We start from the raw sequence: 20631 nt of genomic DNA, 5'->3' as shown, positions 1-20631 counted from the left end.
CTGTATTATGACGCGCTTTCCTGATACTTGTCGCGGGTGTCTAATGTCTTACCTTACCAAGCTCCGTGGCGGCGTTGCGCTGTCGCCGTTCCGTCTTGAAAAACTGCTTGCCGCAGCCGCCGAAGCCGGGTTGCCGGATCTCAGCATCAGTGCCGAATTCTGGCATTTCGCCGAAAGCGAAACCGAACTGACGTTGGAAGAGCAGGCCACCTTGGGCAAGTTGCTGAGCTACGGCGAAGCGCCGTTGGCCGGCCAGCCGGATGGCGAACTGTTTCTGGTGACGCCGCGATTGGGCACTTTGTCGCCCTGGGCCTCCAAGGCCACCGATATCGCCCAGCACTGCGGGCTGGGAGGGATTCTCCGCATCGAACGCGGCACCGCCTTCTGGGTTAAGTCCGCACAATCATCTTTAAATGAAGAGGCTCGTCATATTTTGACGGGCCTCTTGCACGATAGGATGACGGAAACGGTGCTGCCGTCGCTGGACGACGCCGCGCGCCTGTTTGTCCATCAAGATCCGCAGCCGATGACGTCGGTGGACATCCTCGCCGGCGGCCGCGCGGCGCTGGAGGCGGCCAACGCAGATCTGGGCCTGGCCCTGTCCGAGGACGAAGTGGATTACCTGGTGGAAAACTTCACCAAGATGCGGCGCAACCCCACCGATGTGGAATTGATGATGTTTGCGCAGGCCAACTCCGAGCACTGCCGTCACAAGATCTTCAACGCCAAATTCATCATTGACGGCGAAGAGCAGGAAAAGTCGCTGTTCCGCATGATCCGGGACACCCACGACGCCAATCCGCAAGGCACGCTGGTGGCGTACAAGGACAACGCCTCGGTGATCGAAGGCGCTTTCATCGAGCGCTTCTATCCGCAGCCGGAAGGCCACGCTTACGCTTACCACAGCGAACCCACCGATATCCTGATGAAGGTGGAGACGCACAACCACCCGACGGCGATTTCACCGTTCGCCGGCGCATCCACCGGCAACGGCGGCGAGATCCGCGACGAGGGCGCCACCGGCCGCGGCTCGCGTCCCAAGGCCGGCATGACCGGCTTCACCGTGTCCAACCTGAACATTCCGGGCTTTGTGCAGCCGTGGGAGCGTTACAGCGACACGGCGGCGCAGTATGGCAAGCCGGAGCGCATCGCCTCCGCCTTGCAGATCATGCTGGAAGGCCCGATCGGCGGCGCGGCGTTTAACAATGAATTCGGCCGCCCCAATCTGACCGGCTATTTCCGCACCTTCGAAGAAGAGGTGGAAGGCGAGATGCGCGGCTATCACAAGCCGATCATGATCGCCGGCGGCTTGGGCAACATCCAGCAGCAGCAAATTCACAAGAACGAGATTCCGGAAGGCGCGCTGCTGATTCAACTGGGCGGCCCCAGCTTGCTGATCGGCCTGGGCGGCGGCGCGGCTTCGTCGATGGACACCGGCGCCAACAGCGCGGACTTGGACTTTGACTCCGTGCAGCGCGGCAACCCGGAAATCGAACGTCGCTGTCAGGAAGTGATCGACCGCTGCTGGCAGATGGGCGAGGCCAACCCCATCGTGTCCATTCACGACGTGGGCGCCGGAGGCCTGTCCAACGCCTTTCCGGAGCTGGTGAACGACGCCGGCCGCGGCGCCGTCTTCCATTTGCGCAAAGTGCATCTGGAAGAAAAGGGCATGACGCCGATGCAGATCTGGTCCAACGAGTCGCAGGAGCGCTATGTGATGGCGGTGCTGCCGCAGGACCTGGAGCGCTTCAGCGCGCTGTGCGAACGCGAGCGTTGCCCGTTCGCGGTGCTGGGCGTGGCCACCGACGACGGTCATCTGCAAGTGCGCGACGATCACTTCGACAACAATCCGGTGGACATGCCGCTGGAGGTGCTGTTGGGCAAGCCGCCGCGCATGACCCGCGACGTGACCACCCGCGAGCGCGATTTGAGCATCTTCGATGCTTCGCGCTTTGAACTGAAGGAAACCGCGTTGCGCGTGCTGCGCAACCCGACGGTGGCGGACAAGTCCTTCCTGATCACCATCGGCGACCGCACCGTGGGCGGCATGACCGCGCGGGATCAAATGGTGGGGCGCTGGCAGGTGCCGGTGGCGGATGTCGCCGTCACCACCATGGGTTTCAACACCTATCGCGGCGAAGCGATGGCAATGGGCGAACGCACGCCCACCGCCTTGTTCGACGCGCCGGCCTCCGGCCGCATGGCGATAGGCGAGGCGTTGACCAATATCGCCGCGTCCTTCGTCGGCCACCTGGGCAACGTCAAACTGTCCGCCAATTGGATGGCCGCCGCTGGCCACCCGGGCGAGGAAGCGCGTCTGTACCGCACGGTGGAAGCGGTGTCCAAGCTGAGCCAGGATCTGGGCATCAGCATCCCTGTGGGCAAGGATTCCTTGTCGATGAAGACGGTGTGGGAAGAGGCCGGCGAGAAGAAGGCCGTGACCGCGCCGCTGTCGCTGATCATTTCCGCTTTTTCCCCGGTGGAAGACGTGCGCAAAACCGCCACGCCGGAGCTGAAAGAGGACAAGGACACCGACCTGATCCTGATCGATCTGGGCTACGGCCGTTGCCGTTTGGGCGGCTCCATTTACGGCCAGGTGTGGAAAGCGATGGAGGGCAAGGCGCCGGATGTGGAGAGCCCGCACCAGTTGGCGGCCTTCTTCAACACCGTGCAGACGCTGTTGCGCGACGATATGTTGCTGGCCTACCACGACCGTTCCGACGGCGGCCTGTTCGTGACCTTGTCGGAAATGATGTTCGCCGGCCATATCGGCGTCACCATCGATCTGCAGGAACTGGTGATCGAGCGCAAGAACACCCAGCGCATTATCGACGACTTCGTTCAGCCCACTCAGGAAGCCGCCACCCATGGCCGCCTGATGCGGGTGCTGTTCAATGAAGAGCTGGGCGCGGTGTTGCAGGTGAAGAAATCCGACACGCCGGAGGTGATCTCGCGCTTCATGAAGGCCGGCATCGGCCGCGAGCTGTTTGTGATCGGCCGCGTCAACAACAAGGATCGCCTGGTCATCAAGCACCGCGGCGTGGAGTTGTTCAACGAGAGCCGTTCCGATCTGCATCGCGAGTGGTCCGAGACCAGCGCCCGCATGCAGCGCCTGCGCGACAATCCGGCGTGCGCCGACAGCGAGCATCTGCTGCGCTCCAGCCCGAAAGCGCCGGGCCTGAGCGCCAAGTTGAGCTTTGACGTGCACGCCGATCCGGCGGCGCCTTTCATCGCCAGCGGCGCGCGTCCGCGCCTGGCGGTGCTGCGCGAGCAGGGCGTCAACGGTCAGTTGGAGATGGCGGCGGCTTTCGACCGAGCCGGTTTCGACACCGTGGACGTGCACATGAGCGACATCATCAGCGGTCGCGTGTCACTGGCGGACTTCAAGGGCTTGGCCGCCTGCGGCGGCTTCAGCTACGGCGACGTGCTGGGCGCCGGCGAGGGTTGGGCCAAGAGCATTCTGTTCAATCCGCGCGCGCGCGAGCAGTTCGAGGCCTTCTTCGGCCGCGCCGACACTTTCGCGCTGGGCGTGTGCAACGGCTGCCAGATGATGTCCAATCTGTCGTCCATCATTCCGGGCGCGGAGCACTGGCCGAAGTTCCATCGCAACGCTTCCGAGCAGTTCGAGGCGCGCTTCGCCATGGTGGAAGTGACGGCCTCGCCGTCCATCTTCTTGTCCGACATGGCGGGCAGCCAGCTACCGGTGGTGGTCAGCCACGGCGAAGGCCGCGCGGTATTCGCGCCTGGCGAGCAGGAGCAGGCGCTGACGGCGTTGCGCTACGTCGATTTTGACGGCCGCGCCACTCAAACCTATCCGCTGAACCCCAACGGTTCGCCGGCCGGCATTACCGGGGTGACCACGGCCGATGGCCGCTTCACCATCATGATGCCGCATCCGGAGCGGGTGTTCCGCACGGTGCAGAACAGCTGGCATCCGGCGGACTGGGGCGAGAACGGCGGCTGGTATCGGATGTTCGCCACCGCTCGCCGCTGGGTGGGCTGAGCGGCAAGCTCACGGCGGGCCGTTTGTCCGGCCCCGCCTGGCGTTATATGCGAACGGAAGCTTTGGCTTCCGTTTTTTTTGGTTTCAGCGCGCCTTAAGCCCGTGGCCGGCGTCGCGGGCGGCCGCGCGCACGGCTTCCAGCAGCAGCCGGGCTTTGCGCGGGATGCGGCGGTTGGCGAAGACAGCGTGCATTTGCGGGTTGTCGCCGTGGCTGGAGACGATGCGGTAGTCCGGGCACAGCCGCAGTAGTTGGCCGGAGCGGACCAGCGGCTCGGCCAGCCAGTCTCCCAGGCGGGCGACGCCCAGGCCGGCCAGCACGGCGTTGAGCACGGCGCTGCCGGAGCTGACGCGGTGCCAGGGCGTGAGATTGAGGCTGAGCTGATGGCCGGCGGAGATAAAGTTCCAGGCTTTCAGCACGCGCGGCGCGGAGTGGATCACCACCCGGTGTTCCGGCAATTGTTCCGGCGTTTGCGGAGCGCCATGGCGGGCGACATAGTCCGGGCTGGCGTAGAGGTGGCGCTGATAATCCCACAGCGGGTAGCCGATCAGCTCGCTGGAGGCGGGGAAGGCGCCGCGGATGCTGAAGTCCAGCTTTTCGCGGATCGGGTCCAAGATGGTGTCGCTGTACAGCACGTCGAAGCGCAGTTCCGGGTTGGCGTCGGCCATGCGCGCCAGCACCGGCGGCAGCAGCGCGTGGCTCATCGCCTCCGGCGCGGAAAAACGCAGCAGGCCGCGCGGGGCCTCGCTCAAGGCGGCCAGCTCGTCTTCGGCTTCTTCCTGCAGGTCCAGCATCTTGCGCGCGGAGACGTAATAGCTTTCGCCAGCCAAGGTCAGGTTGACCTGTTTTTGCGAGCGAGCCAGCAAGCTGCCGCCCAGCGCTTCTTCCAGCGCCTGTACCGCGCGGGTGACACTACTGGGCGAGGTGCCCAGCTGGCGCGCGGCGGCGACAAAGCTTTTTCTTTCCACCACCGCGCAGAATACGCGCAATTCCCACAGCGATTTCATCCCGACCTCGGTCATCTTGATTGCGATTTTCGCAATACGGTATTGCAAGCACGGGCCGCTGGCAAGGCATAGAATCTTGTCCTAACTGTAAGCGGCACGGAGCCGGGAGAAGTGAATGCTGTTGACCTTGAGTTTTCTGTGTGTGATTTCCTTTGCCGCCGGCCTGGTGGACGCGGCGGTGGGCGGCGGCGGGCTGATCCAGATTCCGACCTTGTTCAGCGCCTTGCCCAATCTGGCGCCGGCCACGGTGTTCGGCACCAATAAGCTGGCCGCGGCGATGGGCACGCTGTCCGCCGCGCGCTCTTATCTGAAGCGGGTCCGGGTGCCGTGGCGCTTGGTGCTGCCGGCGGCGGCGGCGGCCTTCTTCATGTCCATCGCGGGCGCGGCCACAGTCAGCTTGATCGACAAAGCGGTGTTGCGGCCCATGGTGCTGGCGCTGCTGGTGGTGATGGCGGTGTACACCTTGTGGAAGAAGGATTTCGGTTCCCTGCACAAGCCGGTGGCGATAGGGCGGCGCGAGATGGCGATAGGCATGGCCATCGGCGGCGCGATCGGTTTTTACGATGGCCTGTTCGGCCCCGGCACCGGCAGCTTCCTGATGTTTCTGTTTATCCGCTTTTTCGCCTTCGACTTTCTGCACGCTTCGGCATCGGCCAAGGTGGTGAACCTGACCACCAACTGCGCCGCCTTGCTCTTCTTCATTCCCGCCGGCCACGTGCTGTTCCAGTACGCGCTGCCGATGGCGGCCTGCAATATGGCCGGGGCAATGGTGGGAAGCTGGGTGGCGATGAAGAAAGGCACGGGCTTTGTGCGGGTGTTGTTCCTGTTGCTGACCAGTACGCTCATCCTCAAGCTGGGCTGGGACATCTTCCACGGTTGATCCGCTGTGCAAGGCTGGCCGCGCTTTGGCGGTACGGCTTGGGAAGGGCGTTAAACGCCGCTTTCCCGGCCGCCTTGTTTTTGTCCTCGCGACCTTGAGCAGGCATCGAGGCCAAGCCTGCTTTTGAACTCTGGTGCGGCGTCCTTTATCATGCGGGATGTCCTGACCCTCGCCGAGAGTTTATGCACCCATCACGTTGTCCGCCCCCCGCGCGGGCGCGGCATTTGCGCGAGCTGCCCAATATCGGCCCCAGCCTGGCCGACGACCTGCGCCTGCTCGGCATTGAGCAGCCGTCGCAGTTGCGCGGCGCCGAGCCTTTGCGGCTTTACCATCGTTTGTGCGAATTGACCGGAACCCGGCAGGACCCGTGCGTGCTGGATACGCTGATGTCGGTGGTGCACTACATGGACACTGGCGAGGCGCGGCTGTGGTGGAGCTTTACCGCGGAACGCAAGGCGAAGGGCGGTTACTGATGTCGCGACCGGATGCGGATTCCAAACTGACGGCCTGCCATGATTGCGACTTGCTGATGCGGGTGCCGTTGAGGGGCGAGGGGCGGGCCTGCTGCCCGCGCTGCGGCGCGCTGGTGCGCCATTACGGCGCGCAGCGACAGGATGCCGAACTGGCCTTGCTGTTGACCGGGGTGATCGCCTTTCTGTTGGCCAACGTCTATCCGGTGGTGACGCTGGAGGCCGCCGGGGCCCGCAGCGCGGCCACCTTGTGGCAGACGGTGGTGGCGCTGGAGCGCCAGGGCATGCTGTCGGTGGCCATGCTGGTGATGTTCACCGGCATTGTGATGCCGTCGCTGGAGCTGGGCAGCATGCTTTACGTGCGGCTGCCGCTGGCCTTCGGTCATGTGCCGCGCGGCTTTCCCTGGCTGATGCGGCTGAAGATATTGACCCGTCCGTGGTGCATGGTGGAGGTGTTTCTGTTGGGCATCCTGGTGTCTTTGGTGAAGCTGGTCAGCCTGGCCACCGTGCACGTGGGCGTGGGCCTGATGGCCTTGTTCGCCTTGATCATGCTGATGGCGGCCACCGCCAGCCGTTTCAATCCGGAAGATTTGTGGGAGCGTTATCAGCAATGTCGGGCTACCGCGTGAAAACCGCCGTCCAGTCCGGCCTGTGGCTGTGTCACGGATGTGGCTTGTTATGCCGCGCCGGCGAAGGCGCTCAATCCTGCCCGCGCTGCCATGCCGCTCTGCACTCGCGCAAGCCGCACAGCCTGCAGCGCAGCTGGGCTCTGCTGCTGGCGGCGATGGTGGCCTATCTGCCCGCCAACCTGCTGCCTATCATGGAAACCTCCACCATCATGGGCATGCAGAACGACACCATCATGAGCGGGGTAGTGTATTTGTGGAAGTCCGGCTCCTGGCCGCTGGCGCTGGTGGTATTCACCGCCAGCGTGCTGGTGCCGCTGTTGAAAATTCTGGCCTTGTTGTTATTGCTGGCGACGGTACAGTTGGGTTCCGGCTGGGCGCCGCGGCAGCGGACGCGGTTGTATCGGGTGGTGGAGGTGATAGGCCCGTGGTCGATGTTGGATATTTACGTGGTGGCCCTGATGGTGGCATTGGTGCAATGGCAGTCGCTGGCGTCGATCAAGGCCGGGCCGGGGGCCATAGCTTTTGGCGCGGTGGTGGTGCTGACCATGGTGGCGGCGATGAGTTTCGATCCCAGGCTGATCTGGGATCAGGTAAAGGAAGACGATGAGCAGTGATCAACCAGAAAACCCGGCCGCAGCCGGCGAGGATTTGCCGGCCGCGGTGCCGGTGAAGCGGCGGCGCTGGTCGCCGTCGCTGGTGTGGCTGATTCCGGTGGTGGCGGCGGTGATCGGCGGCTGGCTGGCGGTGAACGCGGTCTTGTCGCGCGGGCCCACCATCACCATCGCCTTTCAGAACGCGGAAGGGCTGGAGGCCGGCAAGACCCGGATCAAGTACAAGGACGTGGAGATCGGCGAGGTAAAGGCGGTGTCGGTGAGCCCGGATCGTCAATCCATTCTGGTGACCGCGGAGCTGAGCAAGAAGGTGGACGATTATCTGGTGGCGGACAGCCGCTTTTGGGTGGTTCGGCCCCGTATTTCCGGCGGCAGCGTGTCTGGTCTGGGCACGGTGCTGGGCGGCTCCTACATCGGCATGGATGTGGGCAAGAGCAAGGAGCGCCGCACCGAGTTCAAGGGCCTGGAAGTGCCGCCCATCATCAACGCGGACTTGCCGGGCAAGATGTTCGTGTTGCGTTCCGACAACCTGGGCTCGCTCAACGCCGGCTCGCCGGTCTATTTCCGCCGCGTGCCGGTGGGGCAGGTGGTGGGCTATGAACTGGACCCGGCGGGCAGCGCGGTGAAGCTGTCGGTTTTCATTAATGCGCCTTACGATCACTTCGTTACCGTCAACAGCCGCTTTTGGCACGCCAGCGGCATCGACGTGGCCATCGGCGCCAACGGTTTGAGCGTCAATACCCAGTCATTGGCGGCGATCGCCTTGGGCGGCATCGCCTTCGAAACTCCGCTTAGCGATGGGCCGGACAAGGCGCCTGACGCCAAATACTTATTCTTGCTCAACGAAACCCGAGAGAAGGCGCTGCAGAATCGCGACCGCGAAACCCAATCCTTCCGGCTGAAGTTCCGTCAGTCGGTGCGGGGCTTGACCGTGGGCGCGCCGGTGGATTTCCGCGGGATTACATTTGGCGAGGTCACCGCCATCGGCATCGAATACGCGCCGGCGCGCAAGGACTTCGACATGACGGTGGATATCCGCACCTATCCCAGCCGGCTCAACACCCTGTCCGGCGACCACAGCCTGTCGGCCAAGATTTCCGTGGAGTCGCTGGTGCGCAACGGCCTGCGCGCTCAACTGCGCTCCGGCAGCCTGATCACCGGTCAGCTTTACGTGGCGCTGGACTTCTTCCCCGAGGCCAAGCCGGCCAAGGTGTCGGTGCGCAACGGCATGACCGAGCTGCCGACGCTGCCGGGCGACCTGGAAGAGCTGCAGCGGGTGTTGCAGCGCATTGCGCGCCGCCTGGACAAGGTGCCGTTCGACAGCATAGGCGCGGAATTGAATCAATCGTTGAAATCGCTGCACCAGACGCTGGACGGCATGCGCAAACTGTCCGAGAACATGGACGGCAAGGTGTTGCCGCAGGCGGTGAAAACGCTGGAGGACCTGCAAAAGACGTTGGAAAGTACGCGTCAGGCGATGCAGGCGGATTCGCCGCTGCAGCAGGACGTGCGCGCCGCCGCGCAAGAGGTGTCGGAAACCGCGCGTAGCTTCCGCGCGCTGGCCGATTACCTGGACCGCCATCCGGAGGCGTTGATACGCGGCAAGGGAGAGAAAAAATGAAGTCCATCGCGTTGAGTCTGATCATGCTGGCGCTGCTGAGCGCCTGCGCCTCGCCGCCCACCACCTTTCACCAGCTGCGGCCGGCGCTGCCGGCGGCGGCCAATCCCGCGCAAGGCGTCAGCGTCATGGTGGGTCCAGCCTCGCTGCCGGCCGGGCTGGAGCGGCCGCAACTAGTGGTGGAGGATGCGGTAGGCAATGTCGAGTTGCTGGATCTGCAGCGCTGGGCCGGGCCGCTGGACCGCATGCTGACGCAAGCCGTGGCGGCGGATGTGTCCCGCGCTCTGGGCTTGGCCAGCGTGTACGCTTATCCGCAGCCGGGCATGGGCGGAGGGGATGTCCGCTTATTGCTGGATGTGCGCCAACTGCGGCTGAGGCCGGGGCGCGACGCCTCGCTGGAAGTGGCGTGGCAGGCCCTGCCGGCACAGGGCGACAAGAAACCGCTGGCCAGCGGTTATTTCCAGCAGAGCCGGCCCTTGGCGACGAATGACGCGGCAGCGGCCGTGGCCGGCCTGCAGGCGCTGGTGACCGAGCTGAGCCGCCGCGTGGCCGACGAGCTGGGGCCCGCCCTGGCGGGATTCAAGGGCTAGGCGGCGCCGGCGGACGCCGGTGCGCCCATGGACGCGCCTGTTCCAGCTGGCGCGCGAGTTGAAGCAGCGTGAGATCGTCGCCGCAGCGCGCGACGAATTGCACGCCTATGGGCAGCCCCGCCTGATTCCAGTGCAGCGGCACGCTCATCGCGGGCTGTCCGCTCATATTGAAGGGAATGGTCCAGCCCAGGTACTCCATCAGGCGGCGCGAGGTGGCCGGGATCAACTGACCGAAGCGCAAGGTCCAGTCCCAGCCCAGCTTGCCCAGCATCCAGCGCGAGATCGCGGCCTCGGCCGCGCTGGGCCCCAGGCCGCCGACCAGGGCGGGCGGCTGATTCAGCGTAGGGGTCGCCAGCACGTCGTAGCGCTGATGAAAGGTCTCCATGATCCTGGCCTGCTCCCAGGCGAAACCGCGCGCCCAGGCCAGCTCACCGGCGCTGAGGCGCTCGCCGTAGCGCGCCAGCGCCCAGCTGGCCGCCTCCAGTTGCTCGTGACGCGCCGGCTTGCCGGTGCGGTGCTCGATGTCGCGCACCAGTCCCGCCATTTCCCCGCAGATGATCGTCAGCATGGCGCGGTTGTACTCCTCCGGAGACGCCAACGGCGGCGCCGCTTCTTCCACCTTATGCCCCAGATCGGCCAGCAAGGCCAATGCGCCGTCCAGCGCGGCGGCGCAATCCGGGTGCAGCGCGCCGCCCAGAATGGGGCGCTTGCTCCAGGCGATGCGCAGTTTGCCGGGCTCGCGTTGGTGCGCGGCGAAGAAGCTTTGCTCCGGCGCAGGCCAGTAATAAGCCTCGCCGCCGCGCGGACCGCCGGCCAGCAAATCCAGCATTGCCGCGCTGTCGCGCACGCTGCGCGTCAACGCGTGTTGGCAGACCAGGCCTTGCCAGCCCTCGCTGTAGTCCGGCCCGGCCGGGCCGCGGCCCCGGGTGGGCTTGAGGCCGAACACGCCGCAGTTGGAGGCGGGGATGCGGATGGAGCCGCCGCCGTCGCCGCCGTGGGCGATGGGCACGATGCCGGCGGCCACCGCGGCCGCCGAGCCGCCGCTGGAGCCGCCGGGCGTCCGGCTCAGATCCCAGGGGTTGCGGCTGAGGCCGTAGACTTCGGATTCGGTGTAGGGGCTGAGGCCCAGTTCCGGGGTGGCGGTTTTGCCGATGAAGATCAGGCCGCCCTGGCGGTAGCGCTGGATAATGTCTGCGTCGCGCGGCGCGGTATAGCCGTCAAACAGGCGGCTGCCGTTGCGGGTGGGGACGCCGGCGATATCGGCCAGCAAGTCCTTGATCAAGACTGGGCTGCCAGCGAGCGGGCCGCCGCCCTGCGGCTGCGCCAATTGCGTTTGGGCTAGTTCCGGCAGCGGCAGGCACACCGCGTTCAGCGCCGGATTCCACCGTTCCAGCCTGGCTTGGGCGGCCGCCGTCGCCTCGCTGGCGGCAATCTCGCCGCGGGCGATCAGCTGGGCCAGGCCGATGCCATCGTAGTCTTCATATTCTTTGAAACAGATCATGTCTGCCTCCTGAAATTTGCATGGAATGGTGGGGCCTTTTCGCTGTTTGCCATTGTAATGAAATGTTGTGCATTGTTGTTCAGGCCGCAACAAAATAAAATCGAATACGCATATTGTTTGGTTGCTTTAATGCTTTTTAAATTAGAAGGGGGTGGCAATGCCGAATGGAAAAAGGCGCTCTTGCATTGCTCTTATGCTGGCCATGCTGGCGACCGGCGCGCTGGCTGCCGAGACGCCCGGGCGTTTGCGTGCCCAAGGCAAGGAGTCTGTGTATGCGTATGCCGAGTTGGCCAAGGGCAGGGAGGTGTTTGACGCCTTCCGCGCGCTGGCTCCGGGCGCCGAGCTGCGCTACCGCCTTTATCCGCACCCGCCGCGGCAGGACGTGAGCCTGTCTTGGCGCGATGGCGGCAACATCAGGGGGCTGGTGCGCCTGGCCGGCGACAACAGCTTCACCATGGCGCAACTGTCGGGGCTGGAACGGCGCAACGCCTGGCTGGTGGCCAGCTTGTCGCCGGCGGAGCTGAGCTGGCGGCCGGTGGTGCGCAGCAGCGGCCTGCCGGCCAACGTCCGGCGACTGGGCGATTTGCGGTTGGAGTGCCTGGTGGGCGCGCAGGGTCGGGTCAGTCTGCGCGATGAGCGCAAAATAGCCTGCCTGCCGCCGCCCAATGCCACGTGTCAGGATGATGTGGTGGCGTGCGCGCGGCGCGCCTCGGTGGTCTTGGGCGAGGCCATGCTTAAAGGGCTGACGCGCTTGCAGGGGGAGAAGAACCCCTATGAGCAAGGGCGCGCCCAGTATCTATTCATCGCGGACAAGCCGGTGTTCAGCGTCACGCTGCAGGAGGGCGGCCGGCAGTTCACCCTGCCGGCGATCTGGCTGTATGGCCGCGCCGAACCGTTTACGCCGTTTTTCCAGTGGCCGTATCCGCGCGAATATTTGTACTCGGTGCCGCTGGAGGTGGGCGAGTGGTCCGATGACGCCCTGGTGGAGCTGGAGCCCATGGTGGCGGAGGGCGGCAAATGAAGATGGGATGGATATTGGCCTTGGGTTGCGCTTGCTGGCTGAGCGCGTGCGTCAGCAGCGGCAGCCAGCATTTGGAGGGCGTGGATGAGCCGGCGGTGAAGCGCGTGCTTCAGCGCGGCGGCGGGCGGCACGAAGTGCTGGCGGCTTTTGGCGAGCCGCAGGACAAGATCAAGTTCGCTAATGAGCGCGAACTGTGGGTCTACAGCTACATCCAGTACCGGGCGCAATTGCAGAACTTCACTGATCTGGCGCCCTTGATCGGCGCGCAGAATCGCTTCGACAAAGAGCTGGTGCTTCTGTTCGACCCCGGCGGCAAGGTGCTGCAATGGCGGCTGTCCACCCGCGAGGAAGTGCGGGGTACCGGCTTGCTGAACCAGCCGCTGCCGGACGAGCGCTGAAGGGCGGCGCGGATGCCGCGTAGCCAGTTGCGGCGGCATCCCCTACAATACGGCCAAATGCAACAGCGGACTTGCCGGTGGTTGCGGGTTGCCCGGTCGCCTGTCTTGGGTTGAAGAGACGGGGCGGGCGCCGCAGCGGGCGCAAGCCGCTTTTTTTATTACGGAACGAAATGATGGAACCAGTGCGCCTGTCGAAACGCATGGCCGAGTTGGGGCTGTGCTCGCGCCGCGAGGCCGATAGCTATATCGAACAAGGGTGGGTGAAAGTGGACGGCGAGGTGGCCGTTCTCGGACAGAAAGTGCTGCCGCACAATCTGATCGAGGTGGATAAGAAGGCCCAGGACGCGCAGGCCTCGCGCGTCACCATCCTATTGAACAAACCCATGGGCTATGTGTCCGGACAAGCCGAGGATGGCTACGAGCCGGCGGTAGTGCTGGTCAAGCCGGAGAACCAGTGGACGGAGGACAAGAGCCGTCGCCGGTTTTCTCCGCAGCATTTGAAAGGGCTGGCGCCGGCCGGCCGTCTGGATATCGACTCGGTGGGCCTGCTGATCCTGACCCAGGACGGCCGAGTGGCCAAGCAGCTTATTGGCGAGAACTCCAGCGTGGACAAGGAGTACCTGGTGCGCGTGGAAGGCGAACTTTCCGACGAAGGTTTGCGTCTGCTCAATCATGGTCTGGAGCTGGATGGTAAAAAATTGCTGCCTGCCACGGTGGCGTGGCAGAACGAGGACCAGTTGCGCTTTGTGCTGCGCGAAGGCAAGAAACGCCAGATTCGCCGCATGTGCGAGCTGGTGGGGCTGCGCGTGGTGGGTTTGAAGCGGATTCGCATCGGCAAGGTCAAGCTGGGCAATCTGCCCACCGGCCAATGGCGCTATCTGCGCGACGACGAATCATTTTAATCCGGCCGGATGGTCGGCTGTTAGAACGTGTTGACGATCTTGCGAGCAAGGGCGAGACGGCGTGCGCGCCGCGTCGCGAAGCGGATCGTGAACAGGTGCCTAGAGGGGGATGCATGTTAGGGCGCTTGTTGCAAAGATGGGGGCTGGATGCCGAAAGCCGGCAGCAGCAGCGGGAGTTGACGCAGGCGATAGAGTGCCTGATCGACGGCACGGACAAGCGCTTGCGCCTGACTCCCGGCTATCTGGAGGCGCTGGCGCCGGGCATGCGCGTTACCCAGGCTTATCTGTCCGAGTTGCCGAACCGAATGCCGGAGCCGCTGGAATTATCCTTGCGCGGCTTTGCGCAGGACCCGAGGTTGGGTTTGTTGTTTTCCGGACCGGCCAGCCTGCTGTCCTGCCTGCGGCAGAGCGAGCCCCTGCGCAACTTTTTCTTGTCCGCCAGCCAGGGCGACGAGGCCTGGGCTTTACTGTCGATGGTGCGCAGCGAAACCGGCCGCCTGGGCGTGGCGATGGAGGGGGGAGAGTTGCGGCGCGAGGTGCCGCAGCAAGTGGTGAGCTTTGACGGCCATCGCTTGGCGATGCCCTGCGCGTCGCGCGAGCTGCTGCGCGAGAGCAGCGCGCGGCGCAGCGAGGAGATGTTGACCACGGTGATTGCGCGGCGCTTGAGCTTGCTGGAGCAGCTGCGTCAGACGCTGGACAACGAGATGTCGCGGCTACAGTTGCGTTTGAGCGTGCTGCGTTGCGAGGCCGGCACCGTGGTGGATGGAGCCTCGGACGGATCCCCTCTGCCTGACACCTGCGATGGGGTGCAGCGACGCATGGAAGAGATCGAGCCGCAGTTGCGCGAGGCGCGCGGCGCGCTGAGTCTCGAGGGCCTGTTGGAAACCGTGCGCCATGTGTTGGAGCATCCTGCGGATTATTTCCGCTTGGAATGGCGGACCTTGTACTTGAACCGCATGGGGGTGAAGCAGGATGCGCCCGGCGAGGACGCCACCGAGCTGGAATTCGAGGAACTGGTGCTGGGGCAGGCTCAGCCTTTGCGTCGGGCCTTGATGCCGGTGCGGGTGACGCGTCAGGCCTTGGCGGAACTGGAGCGGGAGTTCGGCAGCGACTGAAACAGATCCTGCTTCGTCAAAGCGGGCTGTGCAAAGCCGAAACAAGGGCTATGCTGGAACTGTAGAGTCGCTTTCGATCAGCCTTCAGGGCGGCTGATTGAGTCTGCCCCGGCACCAGGCCGGGGTTTTTTTGTGCCGGCCGCATCGCGATGGGATATTTTGCGGCCGGAACGCGCGATATGCCCGTCAGGGCTTGCTTTGTGCTATCCTTGCGCCCCTCTTCAGCAACGACTGTGACCCGTCACTCAAGCCATGAAAGATCCTTGCGATCACTACACCTTCGATCTGATTGGCGGCGTCCGCAAAAAGCCGGGGCGCAAGCCCTTGGGCGAGCGCGCGATGACCGTGGCCGAGCGCAAGCGCCGCAGCCGCGAACTGCGCCGCAGTCGTCTGCAGGAGCTGTCGGTGACGGTGGAGCTGAGCCGCGACGCGCAGAAGTCCCTGGACAAGATGATAGAGTGGTGGGGCGTCAGCAAGAAGGAGGCGATCAATCGCGCGCTGATGATAGCCTGTCAATCGCAAACCGGGCGCACCGCTCAGCTGTTTGAATTCGAGCTGCCGCCGGAGGCGCGGCGCAAGGGTAAGAAGGCGGCGGGCGGCAAGCCCGATGCTTGAAGCGGAACGGACATGCAAAAGGCCGGGCAAATTGCCCGGCCTTTTTCTATTGAAGCATGGGTTTGGCGTCTGTTTGAGATTTTGCCCCTGCTCGCGAGAGCGTAAACAGGTTCTTAGCCGTAGCGTTTAGCCGCCTCGATCGCCAGGCCGCTGCCGATGCTGCCGAACAGGTCGCCCTCTACGTGACGGGCTTGGGGCAGCAGGCGCTTGATGCTGTCGCGCAGCGCCGGCACGCCGCTGGAGCCGCCGGTGAAGAAGACAGTGTCGATGTCGCCGGCCTGGGTGCAGGCGTCCGTTAGCAATTGCCGCACGGTGGCGCCAATCTGGGTCAGCATCGCGTCGATGCTCTGGTTGAACTGATCGCGGCTCAACTCGCAGCACAAGCCCGCTTCTATGTGGCCGAGGTCCAACTGGTGGAAGGCTTCGTCCGACAGCGCGATCTTGGCCGTTTCCACCTGCATTGCCAGCCGGTGGCCGGCGCGGTCTTGGATCAGGCGGAACAGCCGATCCAGAACCTGGGGTTGCGCGGCATCGCGATGCACGTCTTGCAGGTCCATCCAGGCTTTGCGGGTGTAGGCGAAATTGATGGTGTGCCAGGTGGCCAGGTTGAAATATTGGCTGGACGGCATCTCCGCGTTATTGCGCAAGCGGCTTTTGAAGCCGAACAGGGGCATTACGCCGTGCAGACTCAATTGCTTATCGAAGTCCGTGCCGCCGATATGCACGCCGCCGGTGGCGAGGATGTCGTCGCGGCGCTCGTCCAGGCGATGGCGCTCGGGCGCCAGCCGGATCAGGGTGAAGTCCGAGGTGCCGCCGCCGATGTCGACGATCAGCACCAGCTCTTCGCGGTCCAGCCGGGCTTCGTAGTCGAAGGCGGCTGCGATGGGTTCGAACTGGAAGGACACTTCTTTGAAACCGACCTGGCGCGCAATCTCGCCCAGCGTCGACTCCGCTTCGGCGTCGGCCTTGGGGTTGTCGTCGACAAAGTGGACGGGTCGGCCCAGCACCACTTGTTCGAACGGGCGGTCGGCGGCGCGGTCGGCGCGCAATTTCAGCTCCTGGATGAACAGGCTGAGCAGGTGGCGGAAGGGGAGCGCCTTGCCTTGCACTTCGGTCTGACTGTCGATCAGGTTGGAGCCCAGCAGGCTTTTCAGCGAACGCATCAGCCGGCCTTCGTAGCCTTCCATGTATTCCTGCAGCGCCAGCCGGCCGAACACGGAATGATCCTCCTCGTAGTTGAAGAAAACCACCGAGGGCAAGGTGATCTTGCCGTCCTCCAGCGTCAGTAGAGTGGCTTGGTTCGGGCGCAGCCATCCCACGGTGGAGTTGGATGTGCCAAAGTCAATGCCGCAGGCGCGGGCCGTAGTCTGCGTGTTCATATTCCCTCCCGTAAAGCGAGGCGCGATGGTACGCGGATTGACGCGGCAAGGGAAGGCTTTAGCTGCCGAATCAAGCGTTTTGTCGCGCGGGCGTCGTCGATTGCGCCTGCCTTTTGGCCGGGGTGCGCGGTGGCCGCGGCGTAATGGGTATATGCTGAAAGCGCGTTCCGCATGAGCTGGCGCGGGTAATGGACTGAATGGAAAGGATCCGGGCATGAATAAACTGATCGTGATGTTTGTTGCATTGGCGCTGGGCAGCGGCAGCCTGTCCGGCTGCGCGAATATGTCCGAAACACAGAAGGACACCGGTACCGGCGCGACTATCTGACCGCGCGTGGCGTGGCCGAGGGGCGGATTAGCATTACTGGCCGCGGATCGCATGAGCCGGTGGCTAGCAACGCCAGCGCGGCGGGGCGGGCGAAGAACAGGCGAGTGGAAATCTTCGTGGGCGAGGCCGCTCGCGGCTAAGAACCTGTTTACGATCTGCTGTGCGTCGTGAGACGTCGCATGGTGAGTGCCGTTTCGAAATGCTCATGTACCACGAGTACATTCCGCTTTTTCGCTCGTTTTCGCCTTGTCTCGCTCTTGCTCGCGAGATCGTGAACAGGTTCTAAGGCGAGGGGTTGGCGGGAGGGGCGGGCGTCGCAGGCGACGCGCCGCCTTTTTTCTTTTGCCGACTCTTGCCGTGCGTGCTGGCGCCAATTGTTAAATTTCAAATGTAATACGTAATATATTTTAAAGTGCCGCTTTGCTAGAATGTCGGCCACGATAAACGAGCATTTTCAGGCATGGCGACAGACATTTATTCGCGTATCCGGCAGGCGGCGTTCGAGCTGGTGGGCGAGGGCGTATGGCCGACGGTGCTAGAGGTTCGGGCCAGAATCGGCGCGGGCTCCAACACGACGATCAACAACACCTTGAAAGAATGGCGACAGGAGTTTTTGTCGCGGGTGGCGATCTCGTCACGGCGGCCGGATTGGCCGGCCGGCCTGGCCGAAGCTTTCGAACAGGTGTGGCAGCGGGCCTGCGACGAAGCGGACGGGCGGCTGGAGTCTTTGCGTCAGGACGCGGAAACCGCAGTGGCGCAGGCCGCGGCGGAGACTCGAGAGCTAAAGGACAGCTTGGCTGCGCGCCAGGCCGAGCTGCAATCTGCCTTGCGTGAGCTAGAGTTGCGGGCCGCGCGGCTGGCGGACCTGGAAGGACGCTTGCAGGGAGAGGAAACCCGGCGTCAGATGTTGGAGCGGGCGGGGCGGGAGCAGGAGGCGAGGCTGGAGCAGGCCCGGAAGGAGATGGCCGAGGTCCGGCGTCAGGCTGAGCAGCGTCAGCAGGAGCTTGAGGAGCGCGCGGAGCAGAAGGTGCAGGAGGCGCGCGAAGAAGCCGCCAGACGCGAGTCCCTGGCTTATGAGCGTCTGGAAGGTTTGCGGCTGAGGCTTTACGAGCAAATGGAAGAGGAGCGCCGGGCCATGCAACAGGCGCAGGCCCGCCAGGAAGAGGCTTTGCAACAAAGCCGGCGCGAGCGGACTCGACTGGAGGGGGAGTGGCGCGACCGCCTCGCGGAGCGCGAGCGAGACAACGGCAGGCTGGAGGCGAGGCTGGAGTGGCTGGAAGGGCGCAACGCGGCTTTGGAGCAGGACGCGCTGAGGCAGGCTGTGCAATTGGAACAGACCTCGGCACGCTTGCTGGACATGGCCAGCGAGAACAGCCGGCTGGCCGGAGAGATGAATCTGGGCGCCGAGCGGCAACTGGCGCGTCTGGTGGAGTTGCTGGCCGTCTCGCGTCAGGAGCTGTTGACGTTGGACGAGGCCGGCTTGCGCGAGTGGTTGGGCCGGCAGCTGCAATTGCCCCTATTAGGCTAATTGCGCTCCGGACACGTGTTTCTACTAAGTGCTTGCCACGATGTCGCTTGTAGCGGGCTTTGTTAGTTTGTCGAAATAGGATTGTCTTTATTGGAGGCAATATGACTTTCGGCGAATACTACCGCGCCCCGGCGCTGATCTCCTTGCTGGCCTTGTTCGTGTGGTGTGGATTGTGCTGGGCGGACGCTGGGTCTTTCTGGCAGGGCTTGCTGGCTATGGTCACGGGCAAAAATCTGTCCATTCTGTCCGGTCTGGTCGTGTTCTGGATTTTGGAGCTGGCGGGGCGAGTTTGGTTGCGGCCTCGAGAGGGGCGCGATTCAATGCGTTTGCAGCTCTAGCCGGTTAAGCCGGTCTGATAATGAAAAAGCGCGCCTGTCGGCGCGCTTTTTCATGCCCGGAAGGTATTTCCAGCGCCTTATCACTGAAGCGCGGCAAGCGCTTGGTGCCTGTTTGCGATCTGCCGCGCGTGGGCGATACAGCGTTGAAACCGCTTCGAAATGTTCATACGCCACCTGTACATTCCGCTTTTTCGCTCGTTTCCGCCTTGTCTCGTCTTAGCTCGCGAGATCGTAAACAGGTTCTTAGAGCCGCTAACAAAACCTCGCAGAGAACCTGAGCCAAGGCGCGCCGACGCTGGCAGTACAAGTGGTACGACAAGGAGGCGCAACGCAGGATCAGGGGTTTTGTTAGCGGGTCTTAAAACAGGTGGGTAAGTCCCGTTGCGATGCGTTCCAGGTATTCGGTGTCCACCGCGTCGAAGCTGGCTAGTTCGCTGGAGTCCACGTCCAGCACCGCGACCACTTCGCCGTCGGCGTTGCGGACCGGCACCACGATTTCCGAGCGCGCGCTGGATGAGCAGGCGATATGACCGGGAAAGGCGTCGACATCTTCCACCACCAGGGTGGTGCCGGCCTGCCAGGCGCTGCCGCACACGCCTTTGCCGAAGGGGATGCGGGTGCAGGCGATTGGCCCCTGAAAGGGACCTAGCACCAATTGTTTGTCCTTGACCAGATAAAAGCCGGTCCACAGCCAATCAAAGCTGCTGTGCAGGGCGGCGCAGAGGTTGGCCAGCGCGGCGATTTGGTCCGTCTCGGATTCAATCAGCGCCAGCGCCTGCGGCAATAGGGTTTGGTAGCGCTCTTGTTTGTCTGCGCCGTGGACGATCAGGTGTTCTGCCATGGGTATGTCGGGGTGTGGCTTGGGAAGGCGATAGCATACACAGCGGACGGACAAAAAGAAAACGCCGCCCGGCGGGGCGGCGTCGCATGGCGGGCAGCGGCCCGGTTTACATCATGTGCTGGCCGCCGTTCATCGCCACGTTGGCGCCGGTGATGAAGCCCGCCTGTTCGGAGGCGAGGAAGGTCACCAAGGCGGCGATTTCCTCGGGCTTGCCCAGGCGGCCCACCGGAATCTGGGCGATGATCTTGTTGCGGACGTCTTCCGCCACCGCCATCACCATATCAGTGGCGATGTAGCCGGGCGAAATGGTGTTCACGGTCACGCCCTTGCGCGCCACTTCCTGCGCCAAGGCCATGGTGAAACCGTGCATCCCGGCCTTGGCCGCGGAGTAGTTGGTCTGGCCGAACTGGCCCTTCTGGCCGTTGATCGACGAAATGTTGATGATGCGACCGAAGCCGCGGTCGCTCATGCCATCCACCACCGGCTTGGTCATATTGAACAGCGAATCCAGATTGGTGCGCAGCACCGCGTCCCAGTCTTCCTTGGTCTGCTTCTTGAAGCTGCAGTCGCGGGTGATGCCGGCGTTATTGACCAGCACGTCGATCGGCCCCAGGTCTTTGGCCACCTTTTCGGCCAGTCCCTTGCAGGCTGCGGTGTCGGTGACATCGCATTGATAGGCGTGGATATCCTTCAGTCCCAGCCCCTTCATGTCGGCGAGCCAGGCTTGCTCGCGGCCAGGCTTGCTGTAGGTGGTGACTACGATGTGACCGCTTTCAGCGAGGGCTTTGCAGATGGCGGTGCCAATACCGCCCATGCCGCCGGTTACGAGTGCGATTCGCTTAGTCATGGTGCTGGCTCC

At 63.9% G+C, this 20631-nt stretch carries 19 protein-coding genes; 14 read left to right on the top strand and 5 right to left on the bottom strand.

Annotation, left to right across the window (positions count from 1 at the left end; all coding sequences use genetic code 11):
• Nucleotides 1–43: 43 nt before the first annotated feature.
• Nucleotides 44–4003: a phosphoribosylformylglycinamidine synthase gene (gene purL, locus ACUXV1_RS01410; RefSeq protein ID WP_446014296.1), complete on the top strand. Its 3960-nt coding sequence runs from the start codon at nt 44–46 to the stop codon at nt 4001–4003.
• Nucleotides 4004–4087: 84 nt separating this feature from the next.
• On the opposite strand, the gene ACUXV1_RS01405 is transcribed toward purL, so the two are convergent.
• A complete protein-coding gene (locus ACUXV1_RS01405; RefSeq protein WP_039753440.1) occupies nt 4088–5008 on the bottom strand; it encodes a LysR family transcriptional regulator in 921 nt (306 codons plus the stop codon).
• Between the two features lie 115 nt (nt 5009–5123).
• Here ACUXV1_RS01405 and ACUXV1_RS01400 point away from each other — a divergent pair, with 115 nt between their 5' ends.
• The 6 genes from ACUXV1_RS01400 (at nt 5124) to ACUXV1_RS01375 (ending at nt 9806) form a co-directional block, all read left to right on the top strand.
• Nucleotides 5124–5888 (top strand): sulfite exporter TauE/SafE family protein, encoded by a 765-nt coding sequence (locus ACUXV1_RS01400; protein WP_446014297.1) that lies wholly within the window; start codon nt 5124–5126, stop codon nt 5886–5888.
• A 182-nt stretch (nt 5889–6070) separates the two neighbouring features.
• Nucleotides 6071–6361: a helix-hairpin-helix domain-containing protein gene (locus tag ACUXV1_RS01395; RefSeq protein ID WP_043631390.1), complete on the top strand. Its 291-nt coding sequence runs from the start codon at nt 6071–6073 to the stop codon at nt 6359–6361.
• Complete coding sequence (locus ACUXV1_RS01390; RefSeq protein ID WP_043631395.1) at nt 6361–6987, top strand: paraquat-inducible protein A; 627 nt, start codon at nt 6361–6363, stop codon at nt 6985–6987. The genes ACUXV1_RS01395 and ACUXV1_RS01390 overlap by 1 nt, the downstream gene beginning before the upstream one ends.
• Nucleotides 6984–7601 carry a paraquat-inducible protein A gene (locus tag ACUXV1_RS01385; protein ID WP_043631927.1) on the top strand — a complete coding sequence of 206 codons (618 nt, stop codon included), beginning with the start codon at nt 6984–6986 and terminating at the stop codon, nt 7599–7601. Before ACUXV1_RS01390 ends, ACUXV1_RS01385 begins: the two co-directional genes overlap by 4 nt.
• Entirely contained in the window at nt 7591–9219 is a 1629-nt protein-coding gene (locus ACUXV1_RS01380) for a PqiB family protein (RefSeq protein ID WP_043631397.1), read from the top strand. The genes ACUXV1_RS01385 and ACUXV1_RS01380 overlap by 11 nt, the downstream gene beginning before the upstream one ends.
• On the top strand, nt 9216–9806 hold the full coding sequence (locus ACUXV1_RS01375) for a PqiC family protein (RefSeq protein ID WP_194426230.1): 591 nt from the start codon (nt 9216–9218) through the stop codon (nt 9804–9806). The genes ACUXV1_RS01380 and ACUXV1_RS01375 overlap by 4 nt, the downstream gene beginning before the upstream one ends.
• Here ACUXV1_RS01375 and ACUXV1_RS01370 read toward each other — a convergent pair.
• Nucleotides 9796–11307 (bottom strand): amidase, encoded by a 1512-nt coding sequence (locus ACUXV1_RS01370; RefSeq protein ID WP_446014298.1) that lies wholly within the window; start codon nt 11305–11307, stop codon nt 9796–9798. The genes ACUXV1_RS01375 and ACUXV1_RS01370 overlap by 11 nt on opposite strands.
• Before the next feature lie 193 nt (nt 11308–11500).
• Between ACUXV1_RS01370 and ACUXV1_RS01365 the strand changes: the two genes are divergently transcribed.
• The 5 genes from ACUXV1_RS01365 to ACUXV1_RS01345 all read left to right on the top strand — a co-directional run bounded on the left by ACUXV1_RS01365 (nt 11501) and on the right by ACUXV1_RS01345 (nt 15358).
• The gene (locus ACUXV1_RS01365) at nt 11501–12328 is read left to right on the top strand and encodes a hypothetical protein (protein WP_446014299.1); all 828 of its coding nucleotides are present in this window, start codon (nt 11501–11503) and stop codon (nt 12326–12328) included.
• Nucleotides 12325–12726, top strand: coding sequence for a hypothetical protein (locus tag ACUXV1_RS01360; RefSeq protein ID WP_446014300.1), 402 nt, complete (start codon nt 12325–12327; stop codon nt 12724–12726). The genes ACUXV1_RS01365 and ACUXV1_RS01360 overlap by 4 nt, the downstream gene beginning before the upstream one ends.
• Before the next feature lie 173 nt (nt 12727–12899).
• Nucleotides 12900–13628, top strand: coding sequence for a pseudouridine synthase (locus tag ACUXV1_RS01355; RefSeq protein WP_019100157.1), 729 nt, complete (start codon nt 12900–12902; stop codon nt 13626–13628).
• Nucleotides 13629–13741: 113 nt separating this feature from the next.
• The gene (locus ACUXV1_RS01350; protein WP_446014301.1) at nt 13742–14743 is read left to right on the top strand and encodes a hypothetical protein; all 1002 of its coding nucleotides are present in this window, start codon (nt 13742–13744) and stop codon (nt 14741–14743) included.
• A gap of 252 nt (nt 14744–14995) precedes the next feature.
• Entirely contained in the window at nt 14996–15358 is a 363-nt protein-coding gene (locus tag ACUXV1_RS01345) for a hypothetical protein (protein WP_081555140.1), read from the top strand.
• A gap of 113 nt (nt 15359–15471) precedes the next feature.
• Here ACUXV1_RS01345 and ACUXV1_RS01340 read toward each other — a convergent pair whose 3' ends face one another.
• Nucleotides 15472–16737 (bottom strand): Hsp70 family protein, encoded by a 1266-nt coding sequence (locus ACUXV1_RS01340; protein ID WP_081555139.1) that lies wholly within the window; start codon nt 16735–16737, stop codon nt 15472–15474.
• 788 nt (nt 16738–17525) lie between these two features.
• Between ACUXV1_RS01340 and ACUXV1_RS01335 the strand changes: the two genes are divergently transcribed.
• Nucleotides 17526–18593: a DNA-binding protein gene (locus ACUXV1_RS01335; RefSeq protein WP_043631415.1), complete on the top strand. Its 1068-nt coding sequence runs from the start codon at nt 17526–17528 to the stop codon at nt 18591–18593.
• 101 nt (nt 18594–18694) lie between these two features.
• Complete coding sequence (locus tag ACUXV1_RS01330; protein ID WP_043631418.1) at nt 18695–18931, top strand: hypothetical protein; 237 nt, start codon at nt 18695–18697, stop codon at nt 18929–18931.
• Nucleotides 18932–19289: 358 nt separating this feature from the next.
• On the opposite strand, the gene ACUXV1_RS01325 is transcribed toward ACUXV1_RS01330, so the two are convergent.
• Nucleotides 19290–19772 carry a GAF domain-containing protein gene (locus ACUXV1_RS01325; protein ID WP_446014302.1) on the bottom strand — a complete coding sequence of 161 codons (483 nt, stop codon included), beginning with the start codon at nt 19770–19772 and terminating at the stop codon, nt 19290–19292.
• Between the two features lie 106 nt (nt 19773–19878).
• A complete protein-coding gene (gene phbB / locus ACUXV1_RS01320; protein ID WP_039753408.1) occupies nt 19879–20619 on the bottom strand; it encodes an acetoacetyl-CoA reductase in 741 nt (246 codons plus the stop codon).
• Nucleotides 20620–20631: the final 12 nt, after the last annotated feature.

Source organism: Chromobacterium sp. W521 (genome assembly GCF_052805975.1).
The sequence above is the reverse complement of the archived record's forward strand: the minus strand, read 5'-3'. Positions and strand labels throughout refer to the sequence as shown.

Excerpts from the sequence above, each read along its gene's own strand:
- ACUXV1_RS01345 (WP_081555140.1), top strand. The coding sequence starts at position 14,996 with ATGAAAGATCCTTGCGATCACTACACCTTCGATCTGATTGGCGGCGTC.
- ACUXV1_RS01405 (WP_039753440.1), bottom strand. The coding sequence starts at position 5,008 with ATGAAATCGCTGTGGGAATTGCGCGTATTCTGCGCGGTGGTGGAAAGA.
- ACUXV1_RS01375 (WP_194426230.1), top strand. The coding sequence starts at position 9,216 with ATGAAGTCCATCGCGTTGAGTCTGATCATGCTGGCGCTGCTGAGCGCC.
- phbB (WP_039753408.1), bottom strand. The coding sequence starts at position 20,619 with ATGACTAAGCGAATCGCACTCGTAACCGGCGGCATGGGCGGTATTGGC.
- ACUXV1_RS01395 (WP_043631390.1), top strand. The coding sequence starts at position 6,071 with ATGCACCCATCACGTTGTCCGCCCCCCGCGCGGGCGCGGCATTTGCGC.
- ACUXV1_RS01330 (WP_043631418.1), top strand. The coding sequence starts at position 18,695 with ATGACTTTCGGCGAATACTACCGCGCCCCGGCGCTGATCTCCTTGCTG.
- ACUXV1_RS01360 (WP_446014300.1), top strand. The coding sequence starts at position 12,325 with ATGAAGATGGGATGGATATTGGCCTTGGGTTGCGCTTGCTGGCTGAGC.
- ACUXV1_RS01340 (WP_081555139.1), bottom strand. The coding sequence starts at position 16,737 with ATGAACACGCAGACTACGGCCCGCGCCTGCGGCATTGACTTTGGCACA.
- ACUXV1_RS01365 (WP_446014299.1), top strand. The coding sequence starts at position 11,501 with ATGCTGGCCATGCTGGCGACCGGCGCGCTGGCTGCCGAGACGCCCGGG.
- ACUXV1_RS01350 (WP_446014301.1), top strand. The coding sequence starts at position 13,742 with ATGTTAGGGCGCTTGTTGCAAAGATGGGGGCTGGATGCCGAAAGCCGG.
- ACUXV1_RS01390 (WP_043631395.1), top strand. The coding sequence starts at position 6,361 with ATGTCGCGACCGGATGCGGATTCCAAACTGACGGCCTGCCATGATTGC.
- ACUXV1_RS01335 (WP_043631415.1), top strand. The coding sequence starts at position 17,526 with ATGGCGACAGACATTTATTCGCGTATCCGGCAGGCGGCGTTCGAGCTG.
- ACUXV1_RS01400 (WP_446014297.1), top strand. The coding sequence starts at position 5,124 with ATGCTGTTGACCTTGAGTTTTCTGTGTGTGATTTCCTTTGCCGCCGGC.
- purL (WP_446014296.1), top strand. The coding sequence starts at position 44 with ATGTCTTACCTTACCAAGCTCCGTGGCGGCGTTGCGCTGTCGCCGTTC.
- ACUXV1_RS01355 (WP_019100157.1), top strand. The coding sequence starts at position 12,900 with ATGGAACCAGTGCGCCTGTCGAAACGCATGGCCGAGTTGGGGCTGTGC.
- ACUXV1_RS01370 (WP_446014298.1), bottom strand. The coding sequence starts at position 11,307 with ATGATCTGTTTCAAAGAATATGAAGACTACGATGGCATCGGCCTGGCC.
- ACUXV1_RS01380 (WP_043631397.1), top strand. The coding sequence starts at position 7,591 with ATGAGCAGTGATCAACCAGAAAACCCGGCCGCAGCCGGCGAGGATTTG.
- ACUXV1_RS01325 (WP_446014302.1), bottom strand. The coding sequence starts at position 19,772 with ATGGCAGAACACCTGATCGTCCACGGCGCAGACAAACAAGAGCGCTAC.